Source organism: Pseudomonadota bacterium (assembly GCA_026388315.1).
Taxonomy (GTDB): Bacteria; Desulfobacterota; Syntrophorhabdia; order Syntrophorhabdales; family Syntrophorhabdaceae; genus MWEV01.
Window position 1 is genome coordinate 1 of the sequence record JAPLKA010000037.1, and the last position, 18,884, is coordinate 18,884.

Here is an 18,884-nt window from a genome sequence, read left to right on the forward strand (position 1 = left end):
AGAATGGGAATATGCAGCCCGTAGTGGCGGTAAGAAAGAGAAATATGCAGGCACAAGCTCCAATTCAAACCTTGGAAGCTATGCCTGGTACGCCTCTAACTCAAGCAAAACAACCCACCCCGTAGGCCGGAAACGACCCAATTCCCTCGGTCTTTACGACATGTCCGGCAATGTCTGGGAATGGGTGTCTGACTGGTACGGTAAAGACTATTATTCCAGCAGCCCCAGAGACAATCCCGGAGGACCTTCTATTGGTAGTACCCGGGTCCTTCGTGGCGGCGGGTGGGGCTACAATCCGGGGAACGTCCGGGCTTCCTACCGGGACTTCAACAGTCCGTCGTACAGGGGCAGCATCTACGGGTTTCGGGTTGTCACATCCCATAGGTAGTTGTTTTATGGGTTCTGAATTTGTAATTATTGATTGTATAATTTTACCAGGGAGCAGTTGAAGAAACTTTATAGCCCGAGACTATAAAATATCGAGATCATTAGAAGGAGAGTGATGTCTTCCAAGGCAAAACCGGATACAGTGAAACACACCGGTGCAAAGGCTGGTGACATTCTTGTTGGAAGAGAGAAAAAAAATCAAGGCCTGCGAATTAGAGTCCATAGCAGTCAAAAGGAAGTGGGAACGCGTATTGAAGGCGGTTTCGAACTGCTTGATGCCGGAAACGGTGACTATGCATCCTCGATGTCGGAATTTACAGGCCATCAGTTCGAGAACGCACGACAACTTATCGATTTAATAAAAACCAAACCAGCCGGGAAGAGATGTAAATTCATACTTGGCAGGGATATGCTCCGTATCGAGGCGCCCACAGGGCTTTCAGCCGAAGCTGAGTTCCCTGAAGGGAAAGAGTTTGAGCGAAAACATAAGGCGAGAGAACGAAGCCAGGTGGTCATAAGACTGGCTAAAGAGAATTTCAGACAAAAAAATAACGGACAGCTCTGTTGCGAAGTATGCTACTTTAGTTTTCATTCAGTCTATGGGCAGATAGGAAGTGACTATATCGAGGGCCACCACCTCTTGCCTCTCAGTGAACTCGATGGCAGAAGGAAGACGCGGGTCGAGGACATAGCTCTGGTTTGCTCCAACTGCCATCGAATGTTGCATAGACGAAGACCGTGGTTAGGTGTGTCGGAACTAAAGAAATTATTGGCGTGACAGAACGAGGCGATACTGCTCTGGCTGATCTTCATATTATGAAAGAGGTGGTATAAATTGCCACGATTTTATAGACTATTCCTAATTATATTGCGAGGTAAATATGAAAAAATAATTTTTTGTTTTTTTGTGTGTAATTATATTCTGTGCCATAGTCTTTGGATGCGCATCTTTTTTTCACCAAGTCCTGAACAGATTGCTGCAGCAGACTACGGAACATATCTCGATAATTACAAGACTTGGTAAAGGATGTATAGTGTCTATTTTGTTAAAGAATCCGGATAGTGTTGTTTGTGCTGGTTGGCGAGGGCCAGCAAAAGGATGTAAATAATAAGTAGACCAAGGAGTCCACAATGGATGAAAGAGATCAAATAGAATTGTCTTCTGATAATATGGTCAAAATCTATGAAATATTTAGAAAAAACCTATTGGCATCGATGAATCTCCATAGACAACATGCCCAACACTATTTGACATTTATTGCAGTTGTAACAGCGGCAACCATCGCCGGTTTTGTTGCTATGCTTAATGCGAACTCATCTAAAACCTGTTTTTTGGTAGTAGGCCCTATTTTCAACGTTTATCTCAGTGTATTGGCAATTTGCATGTGCAACCGCTACTATAAGGGATTTCTTGAGGAAGTCAGTGTAACTGCCAAAATTGAAGAACTAATTGGCTTGTCAACTCCTCATAGTCAAAGACAAAACAGTTGTTTCAAAGAAGATGAAACAATAGTGCCGTCGAGATGGATAAAGGGAAGAGAACGATTTAAAAATTCTGCTGATTTTGTAAAGGACAACATGAATAGGGGTTCAAATAAAGTATTGCATTTTACGTTTGTGGGATTGATAATTGTCAATATTGTCATGGCAGTACTCATCGTTTTCTTGTTTTAGGTGATGTAAACGATTTTTGGCTGACACAGGAAGACTACACGTGGTCATATAATTTTAATTAATTGCAAGAGTACAGAGGAAAAAATATGAAAATCATTTTAATCGTTCTGCTCATGATTTCTTTGTTCATCACGCCTGTTTTTGCCTATAAAGATACTTTATTGTTACCTAACGGAAAGAAGCTTACCTTGAAAAGGTTAGGTAGAGACTGGGAACCTTACAGTGTCTTACTTGATGGAAAACCGATTTATAAGGGCAGTGATCAAGTTATGTTCCTTGAGAAGGCATTCCTCTTAAGCAATGGAGTAGCAGTTATAGTTGAGGAAGCATGTGGGGGGAATGCGTGTGAAAGCTACCCACATTATTTTTTGACAGTTTACCACGACAATAAGGTTAAGGTTTCTAAAGATATTGGCGGTAAGGTTGTTAAATCCGAGCAAAAAGGTGACACAGTTACTCTACTTGTGGCTGAAAATTTGTTAAGGAAAATTTACAAACAGATCATCTATAAAGATGGCCAGATAACAAAATTGAAAACAATAGACAATTGGACTGGCAAAAAAGGAAAGGTATTGCCAGTTTCGGAAATATTCAAGATGGTTGGCAAATACCCTTATGAAATTCTAAGCGATTTAAACGTAAAGACTACCATCATGGACAAGTTAAAGATAAATGAAAATATATACAACGAATTTGATAAAAGAGTGACTTTTACCAGTCCATCAACAATCAATGGGTCGACTCTGGTTTTGAAAGGCAGTATAAAATATACATCAACTGCCGGTATATTACAGGTTAGCAAAAATGGCGATATAAGCATGTTCTTTTATGATGAAGACAAAAAAGGTTTTTATTATACAAATTCGCCCAAGCATGCTTCTTCAATTGATGAAATTTCAGCAGAAAATTTCTATAGTACGATGGTCCAAGGCAAAATGAATGTCCAACATAACTATCTAAACAATGTGAAAAATATCGTTCTCCTTATTGATAAGGGAACAAGATCGCAAAACGAGGTCTTCACTACACCAGGAATACCCACCCAAACGGCCAAGAAAGATACTTTACCTCCATCAGTAACCACAAAACAACGAAAAGCATCACCCGATTTATTAATCAGCTCGATATCATTTAGTGAACCATCGGGCAACGGAGCTCTTGATGCAGGAGAAAAGGGTTCGATCATTGTTAAAGCAAAAAATAACGGTAAGGGTGAAGCATTAGGAGTCGCTTTACTCATCGAGACAATCGACGCCAAAGGCAATGCCAGTTCTATTAATGGTATGAATTTCCGCAGCAAACTTCATATAGGCACCATTGAATCCGGCGAAGAAAAGACATTTTCTATTGACATAACTGCATCCGAAGATATTCCCACATCAGGTGTAATTATCAAAGCTACTTTATCGGAAGAAGGCGGTTTTGATTCTCAGCCGGTTGCAATTTCTTTCAAAACAAAAGAACTTGTACCTCCTCTTCTTCAAGTGGCAAAAGTAGAGATTCAAGATGTAGATGGCAAGAGGATCATTACTAAAGGTAAAGAAATAAATATAGCGTTAACGATACAGAATGCGGGAATTGGCGTAGCGAGGGATATTGTCGCAACGATAGAATCTCAGAATAAAGAGATCGTGTTATTTGGAGAGAATCAATTTAAAATTGGTAGTATTTCGCCGGGAGCGTCAAGCAAGGCTAATTTCACTATAAATGTTACACGACGGTATTCCGGTTCAAATACGCTGCCTATTTTTTTCAGAATTGATGAAAAACAGGAAAGATTTTCTGTTAAACCAAATATTGAGTTAGTAATTAACGAAGAAGCGCCTGAAATAAAGATTGTCAAGATTGAAGCGAAAGAAACCCCATTACCGATAATAAAAACAGAAACTGATCAGACGAATATAAATGTAGTCCCTAAATTCACTAAAGATGAGAAGGTTTTCGGGCCAAATGATGTGGCGGTTGTAATAGGCATCGAGCAATATCGGAAGAATCTCCCAAAATCAGAATATTCATACAATGATGCAAAGCTAATAAAAAACTATCTGGAAGCCATGGGATTTTCCCCAAGAAATACCGAGTACCTCCTGAATGAAAACGCAACTCGCACAGACATTCAGAAGACAATTGAAAGATGGCTCCCCAATAGATCGAAAAAGGAAAGCAAGGTCTTCATTTATTACTCTGGCCATGGTGCACCTGACCCGAAGACAGGCGAGGCATATATTGTTCCTTATGATGGTGATCCTGAATATATCTCGGACACCGGGTATTCTCTTAAAAAACTATATGAAAACCTGAGAAAGCTTGAAGTAAATGAGATCATTGTTGCTCTCGACACATGTTTTTCGGGTATGGGCGGTCGGTCTGTCCTTGCCAAGGGGGTACGTCCAGCTGTAATTACCTTGAAGACGAATGCCCCTCCTCAAAACACAGTTGTGCTTTCTGCTACACAGGGGGAACAGATCAGCACATCGTCACCAGACAAAGAGCATGGGCTTTTTACGTACTATTTCCTGAAGGCAATAAAAGAGGGGAAGAAGTCTATCCCTGACGTATATGAGTACATAAAACCACGTGTGGAGGATGAGGCAAAACGGCTGAACGTGAGCCAAAGCCCAGCAATATACCCTGATACCGGTAGTTTACATGGTGGATTTGCTTTGGTTAAGTGAGGTATATTTTAAAAAACATATCTCTTTATCGGTATGACCATATGAAATTTTCCGATGAGATGCAGGCGGCAACCCGGCAAGGAAATTTCCCCTGTCCCCAAGGTTATCTTTTTGCTGCAGACCTCAATTGTCCCCATCTTTGAAGCTTATACAATCTTGACAGCTTTCGAGGTGTAAGGTATATTCAACGAAAAAGGGGCACCATATGAAACCAGCGGTTAGGATTTTCTTTATTGTTCTCGTTATCGGGTTGTTTGTTGGATGTGGAGGGAAGAAATCGGGTATCGAAGGAAAGGTGCTTGACGGCAAAGGGCAACCCATGTCCGGGGTAAAAATCATCGCAAAACAGGTACAGCCTATCAAGGGATATGAGCGATTCGAAACCACAACCGGCTCAGATGGAGTCTTCCTGTTCAAGGAGCTTTTCCCCGCATCGGAATATTCAATTTTTCCATTGTCGGATAAATGGAAGATGTCTGCCGAAGTAAATCTACTGAGCGGTCCCGAAGGACAGACAAGCTTACTCCCGTCACCTATTACGATCCGATTCACCGTGTCAAGCGATGGCATCATAACAGACAATCAGTCGGGGCTCCAGTGGGTGCCCGCGCAGAATCAGCGTGTAAGTTGGTTTCAGGCCCAAGACTATGCACAGAACCTCTCTCTTGGCGGCGGCGGATGGAGGCTGCCCACCAGATCGGAACTGAAAAACATATATAATAAATTAATGAAAGGTGGTGCAGACCCTGTTTTCCATATTAATAAAGATAATTGGGCATGGGCCTCGGAAACTCGGGGTGAGGATGCGTGGACTGTCAATTTCCGGTCTGGCAACGAGTACTTGGGAGCCCCCAGTGTCCCTTTCTACGCTGCTCGCGTGCTGGCGGTTCGTTCCGCGAAGTGATGTGGAAGGAGGGTTAGGGGTAAAGTCTCGTTTCTTGCTCCCGCTATGATGTTAATAAAACCAACCATTCCTTTTCGTAATCCACTATCAAGACCAAAATACCCCTATACAACAGTTGTAGGTGTTCTAAATAACAGGCAAATTCAACTTTCACTATGGTTACCCCTGAGTATTACTAAGTGAAAGTCACTACAAAAACCCATCTGCTGCAAATCCCTGATATCCCCGCTACCGGATGACCCGACCCCCCGGAACAATACTCCAGATGAAGAAGCATTTGAGGAAGGGCATTCAAGCCTTTTGTTTTTTTTAACAGTCCGGGGGGAACATTTGCCGTTGCGATCCCGTATTGAGGAATTTTCAGCTAAAATAATTCTCAACAGGGGGAAACGCAAGGCACAAAGAGCAACCCGAGAACGGCTGCCATTTCGAATCCTTTGCCTTTAGACGTGAATAGGGCACCAGCATTCAATTAAATCGATTACAGGGCAACGTAGAGACCTGTTGTTTATTGTGTAGCAACTATTAGTCAGACGGAGGGGTTAACACAATCTGTCCCCCTATTGTCTTGAGACATGTCCCGTCAATGTCCCCTGTCCCTTGCAGGCCAGCAGTAATCATCCAGCGTTTCAACCAACCTGGAATCCTGGAGTGCATAAACGGCACGTTGGAAAGCCTTTTTCTTTGATCCGGGTTCGGTTGAGGCTGAAATACCCTTCGAGCATGGCAAGTGGTTCATTGTCCGTTTTGGGGCGTCATACCTGTCCCCGGACAGTTTTAAGGATATAGATGCTTCAGGATGCACATAGAGCACGTTTAGACATGGAGCTATATGGTAGGATGATATCAATGAATATTTTAAAACAGAGAATGCATAAAAAAGTACATGATCCTCGGAGAGATTCAGGTTTTTTTATTGCCTTGAAAAATAATGCGGGACAGAAGAGGGACAATTAGTCTTATGTTTTTATTACAACGTTGTAAATAGCTAATATAATTCATAAAAATATTGATATCATTAGACCACAAATCGGTACATGCAGTGAGGCTTGACCAGTATGCGCTATGTTTCATGCTTCTTTTTGCAGTCAATGAACTCAAGGAAGAGATTGATACCCCTATCATCAAACTTGCGATTGAACTTGTTGAGTGGGAGCACAAGACAAGACAACAATTTGACCCCATTGACGTAGACAACGAATCTGCAAAAATTGAAGAACGGATAAAGCGTAAATTGAAGCTGGAGCCACAGGCAAGGCGTAAGTTACAGCAGAATACCTCAGCCCATCGAAGCGGTTTATACCTGTGGAACAATGCCCTTGAAAATCTTCTTACCGATAAACAAGTTTTCTACGACCAAAAACACAAGGTTTACATTTTGGTGAGCGAATGAGAAAAAATGTAGGCAAAACTGTAGACACCCCTAAAAACGAGCATAACAATATGATATTATTGGTAAAAGTATGCTTTTGCAGCCCCTATAGGCACGAGGATGTGTCTTCCGTGTGTGCGTTTTTTTGTGTGTATATAATATACAATCACACATTCATCTATGATTACGAATGGTTAACCCCTATAAATGGGGTGTCTACAAAACTGTCTACAAATTATTTCAGGGACAAAAGGGGTAGCGGTTATGTGTGAAATAAAAATAATAGGACATACTCTGTTTTTCGACAAAAGAGATTCGACCGGCAAAAGAGATTTCAAAAATGACTAAACTTGTAAAATTTGGATTTTACGATTTTACAGACTTGCATTGCCATATTTTCAAAATTGCGTATTTTACAAGTTTTAAAGGAGGCAACAGATGCGTGATGTCTTAACGTCAAACAGGCAGGCTGAATATTTCGTTCCATCAGGACCAAGGTCAATTAACAGGACTTGACGAATCAAGATGGATTTTCGCTGTGTTTAAGGAACTGGTTTGACAATGCTCTTGATGCAATAAACGAATGCCAGGGCAAGAGGATTGAAATAACTTTGAGTGCGGGCGGTCTTGCCATATTCGACAGCGGCCAGGGCATACCCGAAGATGTACTCGATACGATTTATGATTTTGACAAATACGCCTTCAGTAAAAATAATTTCAGAACACCAACACGAGGTTATCAGGGCAATGCTTTGAAAGGCAGCGGATGAAGATCGTCCGTTGTGACGGTAAACCTGTGGAGGTACCCTACACAGAATATTAACCCGGATGTTACCGCACAATATTTTGGCTAAAAAGCAGAAGCCCAAAACATTGGAGAGACAGACAGGAAATTACCGGAACCGATGGCGGAGTGATTGAGTTTAGCAGGACAGGAAGAGCGGTGTGCCTTCTATAGCTGGTGAATTTGGCAGTAGAGAGAAGAATCCAAAAAGCCTTGGAGGTGCTAAAATGAATGAAAAAAAGCTATTTGAAATTCTTACTGTGGTTTTTGATAAGATGAGCACAAAAGAACTTGTTGAATTGATTGCACGATTGACGGTTCTCGAAAAGTTTACATTGAATTTGCTGCTTAACGATATTGAGTGAGGTATGCAAGATTTGAAATGGATTAAAGAACACGGTAAAGCTGTCTTTGGTAAACGATAGTATATTGATTATCTCGAAGGCAAACAATTGTCACCGGCGAAGGGGCCATAGAGCAACACATTATAATTGTACCCTGTTCGATGGTACGCGCGACCGCGAGATAATTTCATTCCCATTGTATTTATTCACAACCGTTCCGAAAAGATAAGGAACAGTCAAAGAGGCCCAGGGTCAGAAAAATAGATTGAAACAAGCCGGAAGTTATCCCTTTTAGGTTCTGGAAGTAACAAGAAACCTATGCTACAGGAAGTAATACAATAGAGGTAAGGAATTTAACTCATGGCAATATGCAAACATAGAAAAGGCAAAGGCAAGATGAAACAATATAATTCATTTACGGGCACAATTTTAGGCACAGGGTTTATAAAGCTATAGTGGATAAGGGTTTAAAATGATACATAGGATATACAATCCTTTGAGAGTATATGAAAAAGCCTGATACAAAGAGACTTTATAATATAAAAGAAGCGGGCACATTCTTAGGTAGAAGCACATGGAGTGTCCGTGAAATGTTATGGGCGGGCAAGCTACCTTATATTAAAGATGGTAAAAGAATATTTGTTGACGTATTAGACATGGAAGCATGGATTGAACAGAACAAGACACGATTTGGATTCTAATAAAATAACTTGACAATCATAGACCGATAGTCTATGTAATATATAAACATGCTACCGCAAGACCTCATAGAATGGAGAAGTAAAAACGGATTCAGTCAATCACAGCTTGCCAAACGGTTGAATGTTGATACTATGACTGTAAGCAGATGGGAACGAGGCCTAAGGGCGTCAATCCCATCTTATTTATGGCTTGCACTTCAGGCCATAGAATGTGAACGAAAAACGGAAATGGAAAAGGGAGGAAAAGAAAATGGGAAGCATATATCTTAGAGGCGAAACCTTATGGATCAAATATTATAGACTTGGCAAGCCTTACCGGGAAAGCGCAAACACCAAAAAGGAAACCGAGGCTAAAAGGCTTTTGAAGCTCCGGGAAGGACAGGTTGAAGAAGGTAAGTTCCCAGGCTTACAAGTCAACAGAACACGTTTTAACGATCTAAAAGATGGTTTTCTTTTGGATTATAAAATTAATAATAAAAAATCACTTGATAGGGCAGAGCTCAGCTTCAAACACCTTGAAACCTTTTTTGGAAACTGTAAGGCCACCGACATTACAACAAACAGGATAAAGGAATATATCACCAAAAAGCAAGATGAAGGGATGGCTAACGGGTCAATCAATAGAACCCTTGCGGCTTTGAAAAGGTCTTTCTCTCTTGCTCTAAGGCAGACCCCGCCAATTGTGGCAAGTATGCCCTATATCCCTATGTTGAAGGAAAATAATGTCAGGACAGGCTTTTACTCTTATGAGGAATATGTATCAATACTGGACAAGCTCCCGGACTACATGAAGGGCGTTTTTAAAATGGGATATTTCACCGGAATGAGAAAAGAGGAAATATTATCCTTGCAATGGAGCCAGGTTAATCTTTTCGACCGGACCATTAACCTTGAAGCCGGAACCACAAAGAATGATGAAGCCCGGATCCTTTATCTTGCCGGGGAACTTCATGAAACCATCCTTGAACAACAAAAGAATAAAAACGGGGCTCACGTATTTCACAGGAAAGGGGAAAGGATTAAAGACTTTCGATTTGTGTGGGAAAAGGCCTTAAGGGCGTGTGGGTACAAGCCTACATTCAAATGTAAGGAATGTAATACTGTATTCGAAGCAGACGAAAAGGAGAGACAGAAAGTTATATGTCCAAAATGTGAAAGTAAAAAAGTGTGGAAGCATGACAAGTTACTGCACGACCTCAGAAGATCAGCGGTAAGAAACATGATCCGGGCGGGCATTCCTGAAAAGGTTGCTATGAAAATATCAGGGCACAAGACCAGATCGGTCTTTGATAGATATAATATTGTAAATGAGGAAGATTTGAAAGTTGCCGCTTTAAAAGTTTCAGACCTTCATAAAGAACATGAAAAACTTGTTGAAAATATTGAGGCGGGCACAGTTTTGGGCACAATCGCAATTTCAAGCTATCGGAAGGTTGGGTAAATTGTCTTGTAAGTAACTAATATTAATAGAATGCCGAAGGCGGGAATTGAACCCGCACGAGGTTGCCCTCACCGGATTTTGAGTCCGGCGCGTCTGCCTGTTCCACCACTCCGGCATGTAGTTAACATTATAGAGGTTTTTTTCTCAAAGTCAACCTGTTTTTTCCTTTTTTTGCTCAATTGTAGCAAAATTGTAGCAACTCAACCTGTCCAGTATTTCTATGCTTCCCCGTAAAGATTCCGGGTAGTGGTGCGCATATCTTAGCGTCATGTTGATTGTTTTGTGCCCGAGAATCTCTTTTATCTTGTAAAGATCAACACCGTTCTGGACAAGTCTTGTTGCAAACGTATGCCTTAAATCATGAAAATGAAAATCATTTATCCCTGCCTTTAATATTGCCTTGTCGTAAGCTTCCCTGATGCTCCTTACGCTGATGTTGAATACCTTGCCCTTAATGCCTCTTTCCCTGTAGCTTTTTAAGGTTTGAAAGACAAGGTTGCTCATGGGAATGCCCCGCTTATCCCCGTTTTTGGATTCCATAACGGTGATAAGCTTCCTTTCAAAATCTACATCTTCCCATCTAATGTTCAGGATCTCTCCTCGCCTCATGCCTGTGTGCAAGGCTAATATGAGCAAAGCCCTGAGGTAATAGGGGTTAGTAGCGCATTCCAGCAAGGTTTGTTCCTCTGCAAGAGTCAACCAGCGTGTCCTTGCGTTTTTGTTTCCAACCGAAAAGGACAGCTTGCTTACCGGGTTGTCCTTCAATAGCTCCCATTCGCGAATTGCCACATTAAAGACCCTTCTCAAGAAAGAAAGCTCTTGATAGATCGTTGCGGGTTTCCTGCCCGCCTGTTTTCTCTGATCTCTGTAATCGGAAACAAACCTTGAGTTGATTTCCAGCACGTTTCTTCCTGAAAAAAAAGCATTCAGTGCTTTAAGGCTGGTTCTGTCTCTCATGTGTTCATGGGATTTCATGTACTTTTCAATCAACTGGTCGAAGGTCATTCTCTTGGCCTCCGCTCCGTCAAAATAGCGGTTTTCCGTCATTTCGGTGATTGCTTTGGCGTAAATCTTCTGTGCAAGGCTCTTGTTTCCGGTTTCCAATGATTTTTGGATCCTTTTAGCGTTATGCATGACGTTCATCCAGTATGTATCTCCCCGTTTATATAGCCCCATTAACTTAACCCTCCTTTCCATGGGGCTTCCGGTCTGTGATTAAAAGCATATATCATCTTTCTGATAATCATGGCAAGGTTATTTTATCTCCTTCTTTTGCCTCTGGATCCATTTAATCAATTCTTCCTGGTCAAACCTTAGACATCCATGGATCTTAACGTGTGGGATCTTGCTCTGTTCCGCCCAAGCGTAAATCGTGCTTTTTTTAGTGCAAAGCAGTTCCGAAGCTTCCTTGACATCAATAATTTTCATATTAAAACCTCCTTAACGCTGTTTTGCTAATAATATTAGATATGTATCTTGTAGTTAGTTTTTCCCCCTGTTTTTCGCATTTTTCCTTCAACACCTCGACTCTCCGGATGATGTGCTCCAAATCACTCAATCCGTGTTCCTCAAGCAACCATTTCACATCGTTTAGGTGCAAAACTGAAATCCTTGCCGCCCACCCGATGTCTTTTGCGTCGAACTTTATGTCCGGCTTTTTAAAAAGAATATGATAGAGTAACGCGTATTTAACCGCCCCGAACAAAACTCTGCGATAAAATGATCCCGGTATCTCGCCTACCTTTGAGAACAAAAGTTTGAAAGAAGTTCTGAAGGCTTCTTCCTCTTCATCGCTTATTTCATAAACTTGATGCACCGGAGTGTTTATGATGTCGTTCCATTTTTTTGTAATATTGTCCCGGTATGCCCTCAGATCATTGATTGGATAATCCTTCATGGGGGCTCTGGATCCGACTTCGCCACGATGTAGTTGTAACGTTGAGCCCCCATGTTGATATGCTACCGCCATTACAAATAATAAATACCCCTGCCGGTATAAAATGCAATTGCAAAACCAATATATTTTATTTGCATTAAGATGTCAAGACAAATTTAAAATCATTTTTATTTGATTTGCAACTACTTTTATGATATAAGAATCATATATGAATTACAATCAGTTATTCAGACTGTCCAGGATAATGCAAGGCAAGACCCAAAGCGAGGTTGGAGCAGCGGCAGGAGTCACACATCAGGCAGTTAATGCTTTCGAGAAAGGATCAGCCTCCCTCTCAATGGAAACTCTTCGTAAAATGGCAATATCCATAAACATAAACCCGGACTATCTAATCGATCCTTCTGTAAATCCTTTCCTGTCGCAAGAACTTATAAAAATGGAATTCCCCGAGAATCTGTTTCTTCCCGGCTTAAACTTTCAGATCATATATTTTCTTGCAGAAAAGAATTATGTATTAGAACTATGTTTCCTCTTCTCCAACACAAGACTTGGCAACAAATTGACTAAACTTCGCCACAGTTTAACTCAGGGTACCATTGCTGAAAACCCTGTAGTAGCAATTGCTTGTCAGGACGCAAATCGGAATATTTTTCTGTTTAAACGAAGAAAGATCATTATGGGTCCTATTCTTGGAGATCGCGAACTTAGGCTGGAGCTACCTAAATATAAGACTGGAAATAAATCTATTATTATTGGTGACAGAGAGGTCAGCGACAGTCTTCTTGAGAAAATAAGGGATGTTACAGTCACAAAGGATGAATTGGCGCGCTTGTTCAATGAGAGAAATGACGTAGTGCTCGATGAAGGCGAAAGGTTGATTATATCAAAGAAACGTGAAAAAGGAATAGCCCACTCAGAGATATTACGCTTTATAGACAGTTTTCCACGCGAACAGGAATAATTTGAGATATGCTTAAAGAAATATCATGAAACCTGTACGTTATATATACTGGCAGGTTCTGTTTAGTTTTATTTGCACCCTAAATTTAAATTTTGTGGACCTTCAATTTGAAGGGTTAATGATTGTGTGCTTGTATTAGCCAACAAGTCCCTTTACTCCTTCTTCCCACTCCGCCATCATTTGCTCACCGATTTCACGGAATTCGGGGTGTTCGGCAAAATAGCCAGGAATCATCCTCCTCGTTTCCGTCACTGCTTCGGCTGTCCTGCTAAAAGTCTCGGAGATCGTTCCTATCGGCAAGGAAAGATGGGTCATTGCAAAACGCTCCAGCACCTTGCGCGACCACCATTTTTTTGTTCCTGCAAGAGAGAGAGCCGGCACATCTTTTCTGGTGTATGTTGTCGTGGTCACTATGTCGTACACCGGCGCGAGTTTCACAACGTCCAGGGGTGAGGCATACAGGACACCAAAATTTTTCAAGTGGGCATCACCGTTTCGCAGCATAATCGACAGCACCAGCGTCGTGAAAAATTGTTCTCTGGCCGCCATCAGGTGGTCACCGGAGATAAAGTCCCTGATGCTCTTCGCTACCCGTTCGTAGCTGCTAGAATATTTATGTGCAGTTCCGAGGGCCTGGAGGCTGCACATATCCTCAAAGCCAATAAAAGAGCCATCGGGGGCAACATCGAACCGGCGCATAATAAATAGGCCGCCGTTGTCTGAGAGAAAGAATTCCGGTGTTGGCAGCCCGGACCGTTTTACAGCCGTCATGCAAAAGTGCTCGTTGGCGGCAAGGTATGGGTAATCAGTGCCCCAGGACTTGACGATGTAGCCGGACGATGTCAACGCAGCGCGTTCCGTGGCCTCCAGCAAGACTTTTGGCTGGACCCCGGAAATCCCGGAACGGAGGGCATATCTGTCCACCAGTTCGTGGAAAAGCTCTCTTGTGTCCGGATAGGTAAGCAATTCGTCCAGCGATTCTGGAGTTTCAGAAATGTGTGGCGACTTGTTGCTCGGGAGTGAAAATCGGTTTCTTCCAACTTGGTTTCCTCCGGTCACTCGTAGGATCGACAGGTCATCATTTCCCACCACCTTGGCAATAGCCCGACGAATCGCCTCAAGTAGTGCCCCCTCCGGCAGGTTCATCTGAAATATGGGGTGTAGATCGCGACTTACCCAACTTTCCAGGCGCACCGGCATGGTCAAAGACACCTGCGCGCTGGTGTCGGCATCCGGGGAATAGGCAAACACATACTCCTGACCCAGTTCGCGGGCAATAAGTCCCGACCGCCTGTTTGCGGTCCACACGGCAAGCAAAGAGACGCCCGGCATCAGCGGACCTCCTCTTCACGGAGTTCCTCCAGCGTCGGAGGTTTGCCTGCTGGACGGGCACGCAGTTCCAGTTCCAGGTATTCCAACACTCGGATTAGTTTCCGTACGCCGATCTCCTGTACAGAGCCGCTCTCGATTTGTCCGATAGTTGTGCGACTCATCCCTAATGCTTTTGCCACATCCGCCTGGGAAACCTTGCGACTCTTGCGGGCCTGCCGAATTTGTTTACCGATATTAAAAAGCATATATGAATTATATATAGTGCATTATTAACTGTCAAGAATAATATGACCTATATATGATGCAATATGACTTTCCAGCCCCCCTTTATTTATTATGGACGGTGAAAATAAGAAGTAGCACGTAGTATACAAATTCCCCAACTTGTCGTCCCGGTGCAGGCTTCCATTATGGATTTAAGAGGTCGGCTTATGTCCAGATGTAGAAAAACCGTACCGTTAGGTCCCTGTATAAAAATTGCTCCACTTGGTGACTCCTTAACCTCGTTGTCACCTAATTTATTTACTAAAGTACCATACTAATAATATCTTTTTTGTTCATTCTGTCAATTCAGCATTTATTTACTAAAGTACCATACTAATAATATCTTTTTTGTTCATTCTGTCAATTCAGCAAAACGATCCGGGTCTGCAATCGAACCATAAGAGAAATTTAATGAATGTGTCATTTCATGCCCAAGAGCAAATTCATTGGCTATAACTTGGCCATTTAACTTCTTCCCAAGTACCCATATCGTATTTGTGGCAGGATCATAGTATCCATACCTTTTCTGCTTGGCAAATTGACTATATGGATATTTACTGTAATCTCCAACAACACGGATGGTTACAGTAATAGTGTACGTTTCATCAATTTCGCGCGTATAGGCCAATTCATCATATGCCCGATAATATTCATCATACGAGTTTTGTCTCTTTTTTAAGAACCCATCATTATTTGAGCCGAAATATTTTTCAAAGAAACTCTTCGAACTCTTTTTGTCAGCCGGAATAATGGCACTATCAGTATTGAGACGCTCTTTATAAGGTGCCGCGTATACCTTATCAGGTTTTACATCTTGTCCCTGAGCAGTCTTTCCATCTACAACAGGTTTCTGGGTACCATGGATTCCAGCAAGATAAACGCTTTTACGTTGATATGACTCAGCACTACCCGGTTCCAGTGTGGCACAGCTTACACATACAACAGCAACAATGGCGTAAAACAAAAAGTTTATGCCTGTTTTGACTGATATACGCATGATGTTGAAGAAATCATGTATACCGATTAAGAACATTGTGAGAGAGATTAGAGCTTTTATCATTAGTATTATAGTTTCGTATCCTTATTTTATTATCGTTCATTAAAAAAATATCTTAAGTTTTTGTCACAATTACACATTACATGCACACGCATAAACAGTGCCAGACCGTACTTAAAGATGTCATGTATGGAATAATCATGTTATTTCAAAATATTATGGCTGATTAAGAGTATGGGGTAGTTAAGAAAAACATATTGACAAAGTTGCTTTTGTAATTTTAAAGTATTACAAACAAAAAATATTATTTTTCCCTTGGAGCACTGCACCAAGGTATTTTTATTAAAAAAGCGGGGTAAGCCATGGAACAAAAAAAACGAAACATTTTTTATCTAACGAAGGGTTTTATGTTTTTCTGTGCAATCCTTTTTTTATTTGGTTGTTTTTCCATTGCTGATGCAGCGCACGTTGGAAAGATTACACAGGTTCAAGGCTCTGCTACCGTATTAAAAGCGCATAAAAACGTTGCCACCCCTGTTAAAATGGGTGATTCTGTCGATGTAGGTGACCACTACAGAACAAGGGGGGAGAGCGGGATAGAAATTACATTCAACAACAAAAATGTTGTGAAAATTGCAGAAAATACCCGCTTTGAGATTACTGAATATACCGTTACACATCAGAAGACCTCCAACATTTTTAAACTGCCAGAAGGAAAGGTGCAGGCCACTACCGGAGAAGACTTTATTAAGAAGGCATCAGCCTCTCCCGGGGGCCACAAGTTCGAAGTGCATACCCCTGTTGCCGTTGCCGGGATAAGAGGTTCCACTGCGAATATTGCCCATGTGGGCGGGGTAACCGGTGCTTTGATGACAGTGGGGAATGGGTACATGTCCAACCCTAACTTCCCTGGACAGTTACAAAACGTAACGACCGGCACATCATCTTTTACATCAGTCGTTATACCGCCGACGCCACCCCAGGCAATGCAGGGTGCAGTTGCTCAGATTACAAGGGCATCGGCCACAGCACAACAACAATCATCGGCAATACAGGCTGCTGTCAGAATCGGGGTTACACAGGCTAATGTTACGGCAGTAGTAAATGGTGCGCTTCAGGGAGGCGCTACGGTCACAAATACGGTTTCCTCGGCCGTCACCGCATCCCCGACCCAGGCAGGTAATATTACTTCCGCAGCCATCATCGCAGCTCCAACCCAGGCTGTTAACATTACTAATGCCGCCGTTACAGCAGCTCCGACTCAGGCAGGCAACATTACTAATGCCGCCGTTACAGCAGCTCCGACTCAGGCAGGCAACATTACTAATGCCGCCATCATCGCAGCCCCAACACAGGCAACTAACATTGTAGCAGGCGCATTGGCAGCAGCCCCGGCACAAACTGTTACAATTACCGGCGCTGCTACACAGGCAGGCGCAACTACAATGCAGATCACGCAGGGTGTAGCCCAGTCAACAACTCCTACCCCAACCCCTACTCCTACCCCAACCCCTACTCCTACCCCAACCCCTACACCGACACCAACACCAGAATCTACTCCGACTCCAACTCCTACACCGACACCTACTCCAACACCAACTCCTACACCGACACCTACTCCTACCCCAACTCCAACACCTACTCCTACCCCAACTCCAACACCGACACCAGTTCCTCCACCACCTCCACCACCACCACCTCCACCACCACCACCTCCACCACCACCACCGACAAGTCCAAGTAGATAAGGAGGGGGGGGGGTAAAAATATGAATATAAAAAGAAAAAAAAATACGAAGGGATTTGATATCACGAAGAAAAGCTGCACTTTATTTTTCCTTGCGATTGTAATCTTCGCCTTTACAATTCCTGTGTATGCTGCAGCCCCGGAAGGCATGATGGACCCTGATTCCATCCCCGGCAATATTAAGCTCGGGGCGCTGAAGATCCACCCCTATGTCTACGTCGATCAGACATGGACCGATAACGTGTTTCAGAGGAACAACATGTGGGGACCCACAGTCTATAACGGCAAAGGGTATACATCAAGCGGAAACAGAAGCGATACCGTTAACACGGTAACCCCGGGAATCAGGCTCTTTCTTCCCTTCGGGACACACCTGTTCCATCTGAATTATAATGCAGCCCTTAAAACTTACAACGTTTTTGACCAGTTTAACAACCAGGATCAGTTGCTACATGCAGCCGTCGGTTTTAATTTTGGCAGCGGATTGAATGTTCTCCTCAGGAATGATTTCATCAAGGCAGCAAACCCTCCCCGTGCTATCTACCTCATGACGGATGACTATACCCTGAATACCACTGGCATCGAGGCTTCATACAAGTTAGCCGACCGGTATAAGGTCAAAGCCTTCTATGAATACGAGACGAAAGGCTACAGCCCGAGTCAGACGAGTGCCCAGTGGGATGATTACAAACAGAACAAACCCGGTGTGGCACTGTATTATCGCTTCCTCCCCCTCACCTCTGCCCTTCTGGAGTTCAGCTACCAGCAAAGGGACTATTCACGACCCAGCTATGTAACCACCAATGTCAATTCAGAGGTTTACAATCTATGGACAGGTCTTGCATGGGAACCTGCAGCAAGGATCAAGGGAACCTTCAAAATCGGCTATACTGAGGCCAGATTTAAAGGAGGTTCTGTGCCAAACTGGAATGGTATAGGGTTTATGGGCAACGTAAATTATGCTTTTACAGAGCGGACGACTGTTATCTTCAACGCATTCAGAGGACCGATAGCCACATCTTACACCGCATTCAATTCAGCTTACGGCGACTATTATGTTTCAACAAGCGCAAGCCTTGCCGTTAACCACCAGTTACCTTCAAACTTTGTTGCAAAGGCAAACATTTCCTATACAAACAATAGCTACGCTCAATATGGCACTTATGTTGCTAACCGTACAAATGGTCAAAGCATAGTAAAGCAGAGTGTAAACATCCCTGCTTTCGGCCTGGGCCTTGACTATGTCATCCGAAAAGGCATGAGTCTCGGGATTCATTATGACTATAGCCTATACGACAGCAATATCGATATTGAAGGATGGAAGGAAAACAGAATCGGTCTGTTGTTATCAATTGTGCTTTAAATGATTATGGTGTAAAATTTGAACTGTTTATTTTTAATAGAT

The 18,884-nt window shown here is 42.6% G+C and carries 19 protein-coding genes and 1 tRNA gene; 13 read left to right on the forward strand and 7 right to left on the reverse strand.

Annotated elements, in window-relative coordinates; genetic code table 11:
- The 10 genes from NTX75_03570 to NTX75_03615 form a co-directional block, all read left to right on the forward strand.
- Positions 1-388, forward strand: a 388-nt coding sequence (locus NTX75_03570) for a formylglycine-generating enzyme family protein (GenBank protein ID MCX5815308.1), incomplete at its 5' end; no start/stop codon positions are given.
- 114 nt (positions 389-502) lie between these two features.
- The gene (locus tag NTX75_03575; GenBank protein MCX5815309.1) at positions 503-1,165 is read left to right on the forward strand and encodes an HNH endonuclease; all 663 of its coding nucleotides are present in this window, start codon (positions 503-505) and stop codon (positions 1,163-1,165) included.
- A gap of 353 nt (positions 1,166-1,518) precedes the next feature.
- Positions 1,519-2,061, forward strand: coding sequence for a hypothetical protein (locus NTX75_03580; GenBank protein ID MCX5815310.1), 543 nt, complete (start codon positions 1,519-1,521; stop codon positions 2,059-2,061).
- An 86-nt stretch (positions 2,062-2,147) separates the two neighbouring features.
- Complete coding sequence (locus NTX75_03585) at positions 2,148-4,736, forward strand: caspase family protein (GenBank protein ID MCX5815311.1); 2,589 nt, start codon at positions 2,148-2,150, stop codon at positions 4,734-4,736.
- 205 nt (positions 4,737-4,941) lie between these two features.
- Positions 4,942-5,640, forward strand: a complete 699-nt coding sequence (locus NTX75_03590; GenBank protein MCX5815312.1) for a DUF1566 domain-containing protein — start codon at positions 4,942-4,944, stop codon at positions 5,638-5,640.
- Between the two features lie 1,009 nt (positions 5,641-6,649).
- Positions 6,650-7,033 (forward strand): hypothetical protein, encoded by a 384-nt coding sequence (locus NTX75_03595; GenBank protein MCX5815313.1) that lies wholly within the window; start codon positions 6,650-6,652, stop codon positions 7,031-7,033.
- A 491-nt stretch (positions 7,034-7,524) separates the two neighbouring features.
- Entirely contained in the window at positions 7,525-7,782 is a 258-nt protein-coding gene (locus NTX75_03600) for an ATP-binding protein (GenBank protein MCX5815314.1), read from the forward strand.
- A gap of 241 nt (positions 7,783-8,023) precedes the next feature.
- Positions 8,024-8,161, forward strand: coding sequence for a hypothetical protein (locus NTX75_03605; GenBank protein MCX5815315.1), 138 nt, complete (start codon positions 8,024-8,026; stop codon positions 8,159-8,161).
- 485 nt (positions 8,162-8,646) lie between these two features.
- Positions 8,647-8,841, forward strand: a complete 195-nt coding sequence (locus NTX75_03610; protein MCX5815316.1) for a helix-turn-helix domain-containing protein — start codon at positions 8,647-8,649, stop codon at positions 8,839-8,841.
- Positions 8,842-9,091: 250 nt separating this feature from the next.
- A complete protein-coding gene (locus NTX75_03615; GenBank protein ID MCX5815317.1) occupies positions 9,092-10,282 on the forward strand; it encodes a tyrosine-type recombinase/integrase in 1,191 nt (396 codons plus the stop codon).
- A 31-nt stretch (positions 10,283-10,313) separates the two neighbouring features.
- Here the strand turns inward: NTX75_03615 and NTX75_03620 are convergent.
- From NTX75_03620 to NTX75_03635, 4 genes are all read right to left on the reverse strand, one after another.
- Positions 10,314-10,397 (reverse strand) — tRNA-Leu (locus NTX75_03620).
- A gap of 35 nt (positions 10,398-10,432) precedes the next feature.
- The gene (locus NTX75_03625) at positions 10,433-11,458 is read right to left on the reverse strand and encodes a site-specific integrase (GenBank protein ID MCX5815318.1); all 1,026 of its coding nucleotides are present in this window, start codon (positions 11,456-11,458) and stop codon (positions 10,433-10,435) included.
- Between the two features lie 78 nt (positions 11,459-11,536).
- Positions 11,537-11,710: a helix-turn-helix domain-containing protein gene (locus NTX75_03630; protein ID MCX5815319.1), complete on the reverse strand. Its 174-nt coding sequence runs from the start codon at positions 11,708-11,710 to the stop codon at positions 11,537-11,539.
- Position 11,711: 1 nt separating this feature from the next.
- A complete protein-coding gene (locus tag NTX75_03635; protein MCX5815320.1) occupies positions 11,712-12,251 on the reverse strand; it encodes a hypothetical protein in 540 nt (179 codons plus the stop codon).
- A gap of 136 nt (positions 12,252-12,387) precedes the next feature.
- Between NTX75_03635 and NTX75_03640 the strand changes: the two genes are divergently transcribed.
- A complete protein-coding gene (locus NTX75_03640; protein MCX5815321.1) occupies positions 12,388-13,140 on the forward strand; it encodes a helix-turn-helix transcriptional regulator in 753 nt (250 codons plus the stop codon).
- A 135-nt stretch (positions 13,141-13,275) separates the two neighbouring features.
- Here NTX75_03640 and NTX75_03645 read toward each other — a convergent pair whose 3' ends face one another.
- The 3 genes from NTX75_03645 to NTX75_03655 form a co-directional block, all read right to left on the reverse strand.
- Complete coding sequence (locus tag NTX75_03645) at positions 13,276-14,472, reverse strand: type II toxin-antitoxin system HipA family toxin (GenBank protein MCX5815322.1); 1,197 nt, start codon at positions 14,470-14,472, stop codon at positions 13,276-13,278.
- Positions 14,472-14,717 (reverse strand): helix-turn-helix transcriptional regulator, encoded by a 246-nt coding sequence (locus tag NTX75_03650; protein MCX5815323.1) that lies wholly within the window; start codon positions 14,715-14,717, stop codon positions 14,472-14,474. The genes NTX75_03645 and NTX75_03650 overlap by 1 nt, the downstream gene beginning before the upstream one ends.
- Before the next feature lie 371 nt (positions 14,718-15,088).
- The gene (locus NTX75_03655) at positions 15,089-15,796 is read right to left on the reverse strand and encodes a hypothetical protein (protein ID MCX5815324.1); all 708 of its coding nucleotides are present in this window, start codon (positions 15,794-15,796) and stop codon (positions 15,089-15,091) included.
- 299 nt (positions 15,797-16,095) lie between these two features.
- Here NTX75_03655 and NTX75_03660 point away from each other — a divergent pair, with 299 nt between their 5' ends.
- Positions 16,096-17,481: a FecR domain-containing protein gene (locus NTX75_03660; protein ID MCX5815325.1), complete on the forward strand. Its 1,386-nt coding sequence runs from the start codon at positions 16,096-16,098 to the stop codon at positions 17,479-17,481.
- 20 nt (positions 17,482-17,501) lie between these two features.
- On the forward strand, positions 17,502-18,842 hold the full coding sequence (locus tag NTX75_03665) for an outer membrane beta-barrel protein (GenBank protein ID MCX5815326.1): 1,341 nt from the start codon (positions 17,502-17,504) through the stop codon (positions 18,840-18,842).
- Positions 18,843-18,884 lie beyond the last annotated feature (42 nt).